The sequence below is a fragment of the Virgibacillus kimchii genome (genome assembly GCF_055379185.1).
Map to the genome: position 1 here is coordinate 3651282 of NZ_AP043951.1, position 12099 is coordinate 3663380.

Annotated in this window: 15 protein-coding genes; 8 read left to right on the top strand and 7 right to left on the bottom strand. The window is 41.5% G+C overall.

The genetic code is table 11. The features are described from left to right. Nucleotides 1-6 precede the first annotated feature (6 nt). Nucleotides 7-633, bottom strand: a complete 627-nt coding sequence (hisG, locus tag ACZ42C_RS17745) for an ATP phosphoribosyltransferase (RefSeq protein WP_461180457.1) — start codon at nt 631-633, stop codon at nt 7-9. Beyond that, the gene (gene hisZ / locus ACZ42C_RS17750; RefSeq protein ID WP_461180458.1) at nt 634-1878 is read right to left on the bottom strand and encodes an ATP phosphoribosyltransferase regulatory subunit; all 1245 of its coding nucleotides are present in this window, start codon (nt 1876-1878) and stop codon (nt 634-636) included. A 121-nt stretch (nt 1879-1999) separates the two neighbouring features. Here hisZ and ACZ42C_RS17755 point away from each other — a divergent pair, with 121 nt between their 5' ends. The 3 genes from ACZ42C_RS17755 to murB all read left to right on the top strand — a co-directional run bounded on the left by ACZ42C_RS17755 (nt 2000) and on the right by murB (nt 4736). Then, the gene (locus ACZ42C_RS17755; protein ID WP_461180459.1) at nt 2000-2797 is read left to right on the top strand and encodes a histidinol-phosphatase HisJ family protein; all 798 of its coding nucleotides are present in this window, start codon (nt 2000-2002) and stop codon (nt 2795-2797) included. A 128-nt stretch (nt 2798-2925) separates the two neighbouring features. Continuing rightward, a complete protein-coding gene (locus ACZ42C_RS17760) occupies nt 2926-3732 on the top strand; it encodes an alpha/beta fold hydrolase (protein WP_461180460.1) in 807 nt (268 codons plus the stop codon). A gap of 74 nt (nt 3733-3806) precedes the next feature. Next, nucleotides 3807-4736, top strand: a complete 930-nt coding sequence (gene murB, locus ACZ42C_RS17765; RefSeq protein ID WP_461180543.1) for a UDP-N-acetylmuramate dehydrogenase — start codon at nt 3807-3809, stop codon at nt 4734-4736. Between the two features lie 50 nt (nt 4737-4786). Here the strand turns inward: murB and ehuA are convergent, their stop codons facing one another. The 4 genes from ehuA to ehuB form a co-directional block, all read right to left on the bottom strand. Further along, nucleotides 4787-5557 carry an ectoine/hydroxyectoine ABC transporter ATP-binding protein EhuA gene (gene ehuA / locus ACZ42C_RS17770; RefSeq protein WP_461180461.1) on the bottom strand — a complete coding sequence of 257 codons (771 nt, stop codon included), beginning with the start codon at nt 5555-5557 and terminating at the stop codon, nt 4787-4789. Further along, nucleotides 5558-6268 carry an ectoine/hydroxyectoine ABC transporter permease subunit EhuD gene (gene ehuD, locus ACZ42C_RS17775; protein ID WP_461180462.1) on the bottom strand — a complete coding sequence of 237 codons (711 nt, stop codon included), beginning with the start codon at nt 6266-6268 and terminating at the stop codon, nt 5558-5560. It abuts the gene before it with no gap. After that, on the bottom strand, nt 6268-6894 hold the full coding sequence (locus ACZ42C_RS17780) for an amino acid ABC transporter permease (RefSeq protein WP_461180544.1): 627 nt from the start codon (nt 6892-6894) through the stop codon (nt 6268-6270). Before ACZ42C_RS17780 ends, ehuD begins: the two co-directional genes overlap by 1 nt. A 240-nt stretch (nt 6895-7134) precedes the next feature. Then, nucleotides 7135-8046 carry an ectoine/hydroxyectoine ABC transporter substrate-binding protein EhuB gene (gene ehuB / locus ACZ42C_RS17785; protein WP_461180463.1) on the bottom strand — a complete coding sequence of 304 codons (912 nt, stop codon included), beginning with the start codon at nt 8044-8046 and terminating at the stop codon, nt 7135-7137. Nucleotides 8047-8515: 469 nt separating this feature from the next. On the opposite strand from ehuB, the gene ACZ42C_RS17790 reads away from it, so the two are divergent. Continuing rightward, complete coding sequence (locus ACZ42C_RS17790; protein ID WP_461180464.1) at nt 8516-9427, top strand: ketopantoate reductase family protein; 912 nt, start codon at nt 8516-8518, stop codon at nt 9425-9427. Between the two features lie 21 nt (nt 9428-9448). After that, nucleotides 9449-9613 (top strand): YtzI protein, encoded by a 165-nt coding sequence (gene ytzI / locus ACZ42C_RS17795; RefSeq protein WP_461180465.1) that lies wholly within the window; start codon nt 9449-9451, stop codon nt 9611-9613. Nucleotides 9614-9628: 15 nt separating this feature from the next. On the opposite strand, the gene ACZ42C_RS17800 is transcribed toward ytzI, so the two are convergent. Further along, nucleotides 9629-10222, bottom strand: coding sequence for a M15 family metallopeptidase (locus ACZ42C_RS17800; protein WP_461180466.1), 594 nt, complete (start codon nt 10220-10222; stop codon nt 9629-9631). A gap of 164 nt (nt 10223-10386) precedes the next feature. On the opposite strand from ACZ42C_RS17800, the gene ACZ42C_RS17805 reads away from it, so the two are divergent. From ACZ42C_RS17805 to ACZ42C_RS17815, 3 genes are all read left to right on the top strand, one after another. Next, on the top strand, nt 10387-10872 hold the full coding sequence (locus ACZ42C_RS17805) for a DUF456 domain-containing protein (RefSeq protein ID WP_461180467.1): 486 nt from the start codon (nt 10387-10389) through the stop codon (nt 10870-10872). 28 nt (nt 10873-10900) lie between these two features. Continuing rightward, entirely contained in the window at nt 10901-11731 is an 831-nt protein-coding gene (thiD, locus tag ACZ42C_RS17810) for a bifunctional hydroxymethylpyrimidine kinase/phosphomethylpyrimidine kinase (protein ID WP_461180468.1), read from the top strand. 80 nt (nt 11732-11811) lie between these two features. After that, nucleotides 11812-12093, top strand: coding sequence for a hypothetical protein (locus tag ACZ42C_RS17815; RefSeq protein WP_461180469.1), 282 nt, complete (start codon nt 11812-11814; stop codon nt 12091-12093). Nucleotides 12094-12099: the final 6 nt, after the last annotated feature.

Consider the following 12099-nt stretch of genomic DNA (forward strand, 5'->3'; position numbering starts at 1 on the left):
TTCCTGTCACCTCAAAGCCCTGTCTAATTTTTGAATAAAATCTTGTATTTCCGCTGATTTTGTCGCGAAACTGGCTTTATTTACAATAAGTCTCGTACTGATATCTTCCACCTTCTCAATGACGGAAAGCCCATTTTCTTTCAAAGTTGTTCCGGTTTCGACAATATCGGCAATATAATCAGCCAGCCCGATCAAGGGAGCCAGTTCCACAGATCCATTTAACTTCACTGTATCCACTCTCTGCGCTTTTTTGGCAAAGTGATTTTTCGTTAAATTGGGGTATTTGGAAGCAATGGTTAAATTTTGCTGTTGATCAAATTGTTCTTTGTCTTTTCCGGCAATGACGAACTGGCATCTTCCAATTTTTAAATCCAGCATTTCATAAACGTCTGCTTTGGATTCCAGGATATTATCCTTTCCTGCAATCCCTATATCAGCTGCTCCTTTTTCTACATAAGTCGGCACATCCACTGCTTTGACGAACAGTAGTTTAATCGTGCGGTCATCATTGTAAAAAATGAGCTTCCTGGATTTTTCATGAAAGTCGGGAAAATGTATATGAACCGACTTTAACAGTTCAATGGTGCTTTCTGCTGTCCGTCCCTTTGCCATTGCCAATGTGATTGTCTCCACTTAGTTGTCCTCCTCCATTTCCTCTACTATGCTGATGAGGTTTTCTGTATCATAAAAAGGCCGTTTCTTTTCATTGGTACGCAATTCATTTCCTCCAACGGAAAAATATATCTCGTATCTGCCGGATGATTGAAAGTCTTCTTCTGATGTAAAGGTGAGTGCGTGATAACCTGTGGTGCGCAGTGCATAGGCGGCAGCCAATGCTTCTTTTTGTTTCTTCTTATCATAAACAATAAGAAAATCATGCATTTCTTTCTTCTTCTCCATTAATCCTTGTTGAAGTACTGCCTGCAGAAGTACATCCACTTCAGCTGCAAATCCGATGGCGGGGATGTTTTTGTTATATTGGGCTCCCAATTGATCATATCGTCCGCCCATTAACACTGGTTTCCCGGCGTTTTCAACAAAGCCCTGAAAAATGACTCCCGTATAGTAATCCATATGATTGATCAGACCAAGGTTTAACACGACGTCATTGCTGATTTGGTAAGCCTCCAGCACTTCCCATACGCTGGTTAAATTCTCCAGCTGCTGCTTAAGCTGATCGGTAATGGAAATGGTTTTTAAACGTTTTAATACTTCTTCCGGTCTGCCGTATAGCATGGGAATCTGCATTATTGCCTGTTTCAAATCCGACTCTATAGGCAAAGTGTCAAGAAATGGTTCCATTTCCGACATGTTTTTTGATTGAATATACGATTGCAGCTGACTGAGCTGTTCTTCGGTCAAAGAAGTGTTTGCAATTAACTCTTTAAAAAAACCGGCATGACCAATCTCGATTTTAAAATTGGTGAAACGTAAATCTTTTAATAGATGCACCGCAAGCATAATTACTTCGGCGTCCACTTCCGGTGTATTTTTTCCAAGGTATTCAATGCCGGCTTGAGTATGTTCTTTTTGCTTGTTTTGCGCTGTTTGCTGCCGGAACACATCCAATATATAAAAATAGCGTTTTTCATCCTGCGTTGGCTGTTTGTTTCGTGCTTCCATTCTGGTAATGGGAATGGTTACATCCGGCCGAAGCACCAACACTTTCCCGGAGGAATCAACCACTTTGATCATATCATCTTTTTTTACAGTGCCTGTCATGTTGGCGTATACATCATAAGCTTCAAAGGCAGACGTTTGAATCTGCTTATAGCCATAGGTTTTAAACCGGTTCCTCAGCTTGGACAGAAGCACTTCCCGAATCTGAAAATCTTCTATTTTACTGCCATTTTCTTTATCATATACATAGGGTTGCACAAAATGACCCCTTTCAGTTGCTTTATCATTTTATTACTTTATCACTTTATCTAAGTAAAGTTTTATAGTAGTATTTTAATAAGGATATATATAAAAGTCAAGAAGAACAGGGGGATTTTTTATGTTTGATTATCATATACACAGTGATTTTTCAGCTGATTGCAAAACACCGATGGAAAGAACAATTAAGGAAGCCATTCGGCTTGGTCTCGATGAAATTTGCTTTACGGAGCATATTGACTATGATTATCCGGACCCATCCATCGTATTTGAGTTTGATTTGGATGCCTATGATAAAAAAATAAAGGAAGCGAAGCAGCAATACGAAGAAAAAATAACGATTAAAAAAGGAATTGAAATTGGGGTTCAGCCTCATCAGTTGGAAAGATATAATGATCTAATAGAAAAAGAGCATTTTGATTTCGTCATTTGTTCCATGCATACAACAGAAAAAAAAGATTTGCATTCAGGTGATTTTTTAGAAGGGAAAACACAGGAAGAAGCCTATGCGATATATTACGAAGAACTGCTGTACTGTGTAAAGCATTTTAAAAACTTCCAGGTGCTCGGCCATTTGGATTTGATCAAACGTTATAAAAGGCAGGAAAGCGAGGAGAAATTCCATGACATCATTGAGGAGATATTCCGGGAAATAATACCGGCCGGTAAAGGGATAGAATTAAATACTTCCGGAAAAAGGTACGGGCTGGAAAGCGGAATGCCGAGTACAGACATTCTGAAGCTTTATAAATCCCTTGGCGGGGAAATTATTACTCTCGGTTCTGATTCCCATGTGGAAACAACCCTGGCTTATGATTTCAAAGAATCTCTGGACTTGCTTCAGTCTCTTGGCTATAAATACGTATCCACCTTTGAAAACAAAGAACCGGTATTTCACCGGATAGAAACATTACTGTAAACAAACGTAAAGGTTTCAAATCATTCATCTGTGGTAAAATAAACGGGACAAAGGGGCAGATGCTTTGTCCTGTTGATTTTATTTACAGAAAGTGGGGCAGGGTGTCTGTCCCGGAATGAGGGTGGTATGTGAGACATTTAAACATGAAGAAGCTATCTGCATTCTTAATCATTATAATTGGATCGCTCTTTTTACTCGGGGCTCCTTATGAAGCGGATGATAAAATCAGTGAGCCGACTGTATTTGTGCACGGATATAAAGGTACTTTTTTCTCCTTGGGCCCAATGCTCCACCGTTTCGAAAACAGGCATGAAACGGGAAGTAGAGTGCTCGTTTACTATGTTGGGGAAAGTGGGGAAATACAGGAATATTTCCTGAATGGAAACAGCAGTGGACCGCAACTTGTGCAGGTTGTTTTTGAAAATAACCGTGCAGATTTTGAAGATACTGCAGGCTGGCTTGCCGATGTGCTTCATTCCATGAAAATGAATTACGGCACAGACAAAGTTAATTTGGTTGGCCATTCCATGGGTGGCATAGTTTCCTTGAAATACACCCTCCAGTATCAAAACGGGGATTATCCGGATGTAAATAAATTGGTTGCATTGGGGGCACCGTTTGCCGGTATTCTCAGCCAGGAATATTTTCGGATTCACCATGATCCGGCAGCAGAGGATTTGAAACCTGATTCAGTCGGATATCAATTACTGGAAACAGGAACGTTTCCGGAGTATACCCAAGTACTGAATGTGGGAAGTACAGGTGATAGCGTAGCAGCGCCGGAAAGTGTGCAAGCCTTGGAAAAGTACGTGCCGGTAGAGCAAATACAGGAAATAATAATTGTGGATGAGGAAATGGGCCATAGTACCCTCCATCAGAGTGAGCAGATTGATAAAATTATTTCTTCTTTTCTGTGGCAAGATCGGGCAGAATGACTTACAATATAACAGATGGTGATATGTGTGCGAGTACCTTATTGCACATAGGAAAAGCAGTATATTTTAAAGGAATGATACAGGTGTCAAATGGTCATCATATTTACGATCAATTAATTCATATTACAGATGAGAAAAATGTGATGGTGGATGAACAGTTAAAAAATCATACCTACACACATCTTGGTGGAAAAGCCGATTTTTTAGTGAGACCTGAAACCTATGAAGAAGTGCAGGGAATTGTAAAATTGGCAAATAAAGAAGAGGTCGACTTTACCTTATTGGGCAACGGATCCAATCTGATTGTCAAAGATGGCGGGATACGCGGTATTGTCATGAACCTGCAGCAATTAACAGATATAAAAGTGGATGATACCACTGTCATAGCCCAGAGTGGCGCAAGAATTATTGATGTTTCCCGGGAAGCCTTGAACGAAAGATTAACAGGTTTGGAGTTTGCCTGTGGGATTCCCGGTTCTGTCGGTGGGGCTCTGTTTATGAACGCGGGTGCTTATGGCGGTGAAATTAAAGATGTATTAACAAGCACAAAGGTTGTTGACAGGGAAGGAAACCTGCTGACGCTGACAGCAGACGAACTGGATCTGGATTACCGTACGAGTAATATTCCTGAAAATGGATATATTGTGCTGGAAGCTACCTTTGAACTGCAGCATGGAAAATACGAAGACATAAAAGCAGTAATGGATGATTTAACCTTTAAAAGGGAGTCGAAACAGCCATTGGAATACCCATCCTGCGGTAGTGTGTTTAAAAGGCCGCCAGGATATTTTGCCGGGAAGCTGATTCAGGACAGTGAGCTGCAGGGTAGTCAGATCGGCGGGGCGGAAGTATCGCGGAAACATGCCGGCTTTATCGTGAACAAAGCCGAAGCAACAGCGACCGAGTATATTGCATTAATCCAGCATGTCCAGAACACAGTGGAGGAAAAATTTGGTGTAAGACTGGAACGGGAAGTAAAGATCATTGGTGAAGATCCGAAATAAAAAAGGCGGTTGTCTGTGCAGAAATCTGCAACAGGCAACCGCCCTTTGATTTAACTCCGGAATCGGTGCAAAAAGCTCTGCAGCCGTTCATTTTCAGAGTGCTCAATAACTTCACTTGCTGTTCCCTGTTCAGCGATGACACCTTCATCAAGGAACAGCACTTTGTCTGCCACATCCAAGGCAAAATCCATTTCATGCGTTACAAGGACCATGGCCATTTCACCTTCTTTGGCAATATCACGGATTACCTCCAGCACCTCGCCGACAAGTTCCGGGTCCAGGGCAGAAGTGACCTCGTCAAACAGCATAATTTTTGGCCGCATGACCAATGCCCTTGCCATGGCGACACGTTGCTTTTGCCCCCCGGACAGCTGGTTTGGATAGTTATCCAGTTTATCTCCCAGGCCGACTTTCTCCAACATTTCAATGGATCGCTTACGAGCTTCCTTTTTATCTTCTTTTTTAACATGAATTGGTGCGGTCATACAGTTCTCCAGAATAGTCATATGCGGAAACAGATTAAAATGCTGAAACACCATGCCAATATCCCCGCGGACTTCACGGAGATGCTTTTCATTTGCTTTAACCATCTTTCCGTTCTTTTCCATTTTCCAGAGATTCACACCATCAACGATAATATCTCCGGAGGTGGGGACTTCCAAGGTCATGAGCATACGAATAATCGTTGTTTTACCTGAACCACTGGGACCGATTACTGCAATTTTTTCAGCGGGCTTGATATCCAGGTTAATACCCTTTAATACCTTCACATCCCCAAACGATTTATGCACATCTTTAAATTCAACAATAGGTTCTGTCATTTAAACCACCGTCCCTTTTTGAGTACTGCTTAACGCTGCTTTTTTATCAAATCTGCGGTTCATTCTCTTCTCCAGTTTACTAATTAAAATAGCTGAAGGATAGCTTAGAATTAAGAAAAGGATCCCTACAATAGTCAATGGCTCCAGATATGCCCAGTATTGCGAACCATAGCTCTGTGCCATATGCAGGATGCCGACAACGCCAATGGTGGAGGCCAGCGGCACTTCCTTAAACAGTATAATCAGGTAATTACCCAACATAGGAATCGTTGGCGGTACTGCCTGCGGTAATATAATTTTCATCCATTTTTGGTAAAGAGAGAAATTCAAAGCAGTAGATGCTTCCCATTGCCCTTTATCCACTCCTTCTATCCCTGAGCGGTATACTTCACCTATATACGTGCTGAAGTGAAGGCCGAGCCCGAGCACTGCACTTGTAAACGGGTCTAACGTCATTCCCACTACAGGAACTACCGGCCAGGCAAAATAGATGAAAAATAACTGTACCAGCGGTGGTGTTGAACGGATAAACTCCATGATCCATGTCACGGTCCAGCTGATTGGCTTAAAAGGAATTCGTCTTAAAAATACCCAGACAAAGCCAAAAATCAGTGAAAATAAGTAACTTGCGATGGTCAATCCTATAGTTATACCTAATCCTGATGCTACGATTGGAAGGGCATCGAAAAAGGTTTCCCAGCTCCAGTTCATTAGCTAGCCACCCCTTTCTTCGAGATCTTCTCTGCTTTGCGTGTCAAGAAAATCAACGGCAATGCAAGAATAAAGTAGAAAACAAGTACTAATAAGTATACGGTTGGTGCCATGGACAAGTCATTGCTTCTCAGTATGTTTCCATAATAGAAAATGTCGTTCATGCCAATTAAGTATACTAATGAGGTTGCTTTAAGCATCTGAATGAGGTAGTTTCCGAATTCTGGAAGCATCATGCGTACTGCCTGCGGAAGAATAATCAGTCTCATTCTCTGAAAGCTGGACATATTAAGTGCGGTAGCAGCTTCCGTTTGCCCTTTGGAGACCGCCAGAATGGACCCGCGTACAATTTCAGACATATATGCGCCATAGTTTAAGGCAATGGCAATAACTCCTATCCACCAGTTGCTTCCAAGCTCAATCCCAAACAGCATAGGTACGGCATAATAAAGCCAGAATAGCTGAACAATTAAAGACGTACCGCGAAAAACTTCAATATAAAAGCCTGTAAACTTCCTAAGTACAATATTATTTGATAATCTGCAAAGACCTGCGATAAATGCCATCAGATATCCAAAAAAAGCAGATGCGATAAGTACACTTACGGTAATACCCAATCCGCGCATTAAATACGGAAAGACTTCTGCAATAACATTAATCTTAATCACTCCTTTTTACATTCATGGAAAGTTTAACAGCAGGGACCTCCCGGGCTTTATGAAAAATATGAACACTGCCATTGAAAAACGGCGGAAACCTGTGTTGTCCAACAAACTTTTTTCATAATAAATAGGGTCAAACTCCCTTAGGTGGGGAGCAAGACCCTATGGAGTGTATATACATTTATTTATGGGGTGATTTGTTTATTAATAGTTTTCTCCGCTGCATACGGATTCCGCAGTAACTTCGCCGACTTCTACCATATTATCCACAAAGCCGTTTGCTTCCAATAGCTCCTGAACGGTCCCGTCTTCTTTTAATTCATTCAATTTTTCATTATACGCATCGCGCAGCTCTTCATTTTCCAGGCTGAATGCCGCTGCACCATAGCTTGGAACACCTTCTACGTCAGGCTGCTCAAAGTCATCAACAAATTCGAGGTTGTCACCCGCAGTTTCCATTGCCATGCGCAGTGTCATCTCGGTTGCTGTTGTAACATCCGCTCTGTCGGATTCTACAGCTGAAAAAGTAGAAGGAATATCAGAAGCTGTAGTAATTTGATCGTCACTTACATCATGTGCTTCCAGAAAACCGATTTCTGTTGCACCGGCCATAACGGATACTCGAATATCAGGATTAGCTGCAATATCATCATAACTGTGAATATCCAAAGGATTGCCTGCCTGGACTACAAGTCCTTCACCATAAACCATTTCAGGCTCACCGAATAATGCATTATCACAACGATCCGGTGTAATAGCCATTCCAGCGGTAACTACGTCAAACTGGTTTGCCTGCAGCCCGGGTATAAGTGAACCAAAATCAGCCAATTGCGCATCCATTTCCTCTACGCCAAGCTCTGCAAATACAGCTGCTGCAATATCCACTGCTGCACCTTTTAATTCACCGTCTTCCTCATAAGCATAAGGCTCCTCGTTGGCAAAGCCGATGGTGACTACGCCTTCTTCCTGCAGTTCACCCAGTTTGCCATCTCCTTCTGCAGCATCTCCGTTATCTCCACCGTTTCCTGTATCATCGCCGTTTGTGTCGTCTCCACCACATGCAGCGATTATACCGACTGTTAAAATAAGTATTGACAATAATAGTATCTTTTTCATCTTTAACTAATTACCTCCCTTTATTATTTAGAAACAATAAATCATGTGTAGCTTGTTGCCAATAAGGTGATGTTGTAATTGTTGAAACATCAAACACAGCTGTAGATGATTCACCTAACCTTTATTAGCTTTACCCATATTGAAATAGGTATCTTTTCCCAGGCATTAATCACCTCGATTAAAATAGTATGATAGATTTCCTATGCAGGTAAAACAGTTATATTAAAATGTTACAGGGATATTTCAAGTGATTCAAACTCGGTATTTTTAGATAATTGTAAATTAACCTTTGTATTTTACGATTCCCCCAGTTAGAATTAATTATATAAAGACATGCTCTGAAATATTCCAAATATCTTCCACATCCCCAATATTTGATAAAAAAGAACAGCCTTCATCCAAAAAACGATAGACAAATAAATAAAAAGAAAGTACCATGAAATTAATAAATCTGACTGGGAGGTATGAAATGGAGATCGTGGTGATCGGTGCCGGGGCGCTGGGTTCTTATTTTGGTGGACGATTTCAGCAGGCGGGAGCGAATGTTTCTTTTTTGGTCAGAGAGAATAGATTGACACAAATCAGGAAAAATGGTCTCCATATTTCAAGCACACAGGGTGATTACCGCATCCAGGACCCCAAATTAATATTAAGTCCTGAAGAGGTGGAGGAATGTGACCTTGTTCTCCTTAGTGTGAAGGGTTATCACTTATCCGGAGCATTGCCCCATGTGAAAGCATTTGTGGAAAAAGGAGCATATGTAATGCCTGTGCTGAACGGAATAGAGCATATTCGTGTTTTACAGGATATCGGCAAGCGACACGTGCTGGGAGGTCTTGCTTCCATTATGGCCACATTGGATGAAAAGGGGAATGTTATCCATTCCAGCCCGTTCCATGATCTTTTATTTGGAGCATTGGAACCGGAGCAGAAAATGTTTTGTAAGCGATTGGATTTATGGTTGCAGGATGCAAATATAAATAGCTGTTATGAAGAAGATATTTCACGGGAACTATGGAAGAAATACATGTTTATTCACGCTTTTTCCGGTATAACTACTGCGGTGAATTCACCGATTGGCCCTATTAAAAAGCACAAAGAAACTTTTAATGTGGTGGAACTTCTATTACAGGAAGTGAAACTGTTGGCCAATGCTCATCATGTCTCTATTTCAGAAGAGGATTATAAGGCAGCAAGGAAAATAATATTGAATTTGCAGGATAATGCCACCTCTTCGATGCATCAGGACCGGCGAAAAGGCAATAACCTGGAACTGGATCATATTCATGGTGGTGCAGTCCGGTTAGCTGCAGATGTTGGATTAAATATGCCGTACACCCGGGCGATATATGGAATCATCAAGCCGCATGAGAAAGCGTAAAGAAAGGAATAGATTTCTATTATGTCATCAATCGTTGTAGTAACAATTATATCGGCTGCTGTAGTAGCCATGGTACTCATAGGGTCACTGTACGTCATATCAAAAGGATATGCCTACAAACAAGAAATAGATCCCCTGCCGGAAGAACAAGAAACAGAAGAAAATGAAAAAAAAGAGAATAAATAAATGGGGTCTGACCCCTCAATTTTGAATATTTAGAATTGAGGGGTCAGACCCCATTTGCTCATTTGCTGGGCGCCATCCCCGCTGGAGTTGGTTGATGCTTAGTCCAAAGGTCATTTGCAGGTGGGGGTAGTCCTGGGATCGTTCCCAGTCACCGCCCCATTCAAAACCCAGTTCTTTGGCGATTTCAGCTGCCTCATACCAGTCAGATTCCCCGCTTTCGTTTCCGTCGTATTCAATATCCCATATGATGTTTCCGTCTTGGTCCTCTAAAGCAAAATCAATTGCCAGTCCATAATTATGGTAGGATTCTCCTCCTTCCGCATAGGTCACAATGTTTCCCTCTTCTATTCTGCCTTGGGCATAGAGTGCATCCTGTTCTTCCATGGAACGAACTGTATCGGTAATGACAACTTGTATCCCTATTTCATCCGCTTGTTGTATCAGCTCATTCTTTTTCTCTTCCACCTTTGGATGCAGCTCTGTTGGAAGTGGTGCATCCGATCCCAAATAAACATATCGTTTGCTGAACTCATCGTATATCAGATAACCAATGGTGAAAAAGATCAATATTACTATTAATAGAACTATTAATCTACGTATCAATTTCATATTAAATAACTCCCTGGACCAATGAATACGCTGTCCTCGTGTCCTAATGTTATGTTATTATCGTTTTTAAGCATTATTAAACATGAAGAAAATGAAAAAGGGAAAAGAAAGCAAGAGAAATAATACGGAAGCATGTTTCGAAAACGTAAATAATGGAGGAAATCATGCTGGATATTCTAATATGGATCATTATTATTACCTTATTTCTTTTAAGTTTTGCAGGTGTTATTTTTCCGATCATTCCGTCTGTGCTTGTCATATGGGTTGGCTTTTTGCTTTATCATTTTGTGTTGAACCCGGACCAACTGAATTTCTTTTTCTGGATTGCCATGATTGTTTTTACCATTATACTTATTATGGCCGATATCATTGCAAATAGTTATTTTGTGAAAAAATACGGCGGCAGCAAGTCGGGCGAAAGAGGAGCTGCAGTAGCTGTCATTGTCGGGTCTTTTATAATGCCTCCATTCGGCATTATAATCGTGCCTTTTGCGGTTGTTTTCCTGATCGAAATGATGCAAAGAAGAACGACAGCAGAAGCGTTGCGTGCTTCGTTCGGCTCTTTGATTGGGTTTTTGAGCGGTACTTTTGCCAAAGTGGTCTTGCAATTTGTTATGATTGTCTGGTTTTTTATAGTAATATTATTCTAGAAAAAAGAATTGAATGGGGTTTTGCAAAATGAATTATCCAGCAAGAGTAATTACCATTGCAGGTTCTGCAGCGGGAGGCAGTGCGGGTATTCAAGCAGACTTAAAAACTTTTCAGGAATTGGACATTTACGGAATGAGTGTTGTAACAGCCATTGTGGGAAGGCACCCGAAAACGGATAAGAATGTACACCCGCAGTCAATCGAAGCAATTGAAGCGCAATTTGATACAGCGATGAAACAGGTCGGTGCAGAAGGGCTGAAAACAGGTATGCTCTTTTCCAAGGAAGTTATTTCGAGCGTTGCGGATTTAATCAGAGGGTCAGAGATCAGGTCGGTTGTCGTTGATCCGGTCATGGTCGGCAAACTGGATTCCAAACTTTTGGCGGATGATGCGATTGAAGCCTTAAAGAAAAAACTCATTCCGCGGGCAACCATCATTACACCCAACATCCCGGAAGCTTCATTCCTGTTGGACAACAGGCAAATTAACGATGTAGAAGGCTTAAAACAGGCCGCTATTGATCTGTATTCTCTTGGTGCCAAATATGTCCTCGTGAAAGGAGGCAGGCTAAAAGGTCCTGCAGTGGACGTTTTGTATGACGGGAAAGGGATTACCATGTTTGAAGCACCACGGATTGATACTGTCAATACAAGTGGGGCAGGCTGCACGTATTCTGCGGCAATCGCTGCATATCTGGCGAAAGGTAAATCCGTTGCAGATGCGGTTGGTTTATCCAAAAGCTTTGTTACCACGGCCATTGAACATGGCTTTTCCTACACGGAAATGGTTGGTCCAACTTACCATGCTGCTGCAAGGAAGCTTGGGGAAGCCCATCCAATAAAAATAAGCCAGCTGTAGTGTCTTGTTTTGTCGTGCCCTCCTGCTGTGTTAAGATGGTAGCAAAATGAAAACAGTTTCATCTTACAAGGAGGCTAAACATGGATATGGATCATGAACATGATCACAGGCATGAAACGATCAATAAGGCGGAAAAGGAAGATTTGCTTGGACTGATTCAAATGCGGTTTGGCCGGGTGCCGGAAGATGTAAAGGGAAAAGTAATGGCCATTGATGATCTGGATGTACTTGATCGTCTGTTTTTAATTGCAGTAAATGCAGCTAATTGGGATGTCTTTCTGACCGAATTAAATGAAGGGAAGGATTCCTTCAAAATGGCAGGGGACGGCTTTGACCCATTGGCGGAAAAACGAAAGGAATAATCAAAA

Bases quoted from the DNA above. Each gene is read 5' to 3' on its own strand.
- ACZ42C_RS17800 (WP_461180466.1), bottom strand. From the start codon at position 10,222: ATGAAATTGATACGTAGATTAATAGTTCTATTAATAGTAATATTGATC.
- ehuB (WP_461180463.1), bottom strand. From the start codon at position 8,046: ATGAAAAAGATACTATTATTGTCAATACTTATTTTAACAGTCGGTATA.
- ehuA (WP_461180461.1), bottom strand. From the start codon at position 5,557: ATGACAGAACCTATTGTTGAATTTAAAGATGTGCATAAATCGTTTGGG.
- ehuD (WP_461180462.1), bottom strand. From the start codon at position 6,268: ATGAACTGGAGCTGGGAAACCTTTTTCGATGCCCTTCCAATCGTAGCA.
- ACZ42C_RS17780 (WP_461180544.1), bottom strand. From the start codon at position 6,894: ATGCGCGGATTGGGTATTACCGTAAGTGTACTTATCGCATCTGCTTTT.
- ACZ42C_RS17790 (WP_461180464.1), top strand. From the start codon at position 8,516: ATGGAGATCGTGGTGATCGGTGCCGGGGCGCTGGGTTCTTATTTTGGT.
- ACZ42C_RS17755 (WP_461180459.1), top strand. From the start codon at position 2,000: ATGTTTGATTATCATATACACAGTGATTTTTCAGCTGATTGCAAAACA.
- thiD (WP_461180468.1), top strand. From the start codon at position 10,901: ATGAATTATCCAGCAAGAGTAATTACCATTGCAGGTTCTGCAGCGGGA.
- ACZ42C_RS17815 (WP_461180469.1), top strand. From the start codon at position 11,812: ATGGATATGGATCATGAACATGATCACAGGCATGAAACGATCAATAAG.
- ytzI (WP_461180465.1), top strand. From the start codon at position 9,449: ATGTCATCAATCGTTGTAGTAACAATTATATCGGCTGCTGTAGTAGCC.
- murB (WP_461180543.1), top strand. From the start codon at position 3,807: ATGATACAGGTGTCAAATGGTCATCATATTTACGATCAATTAATTCAT.
- ACZ42C_RS17805 (WP_461180467.1), top strand. From the start codon at position 10,387: ATGCTGGATATTCTAATATGGATCATTATTATTACCTTATTTCTTTTA.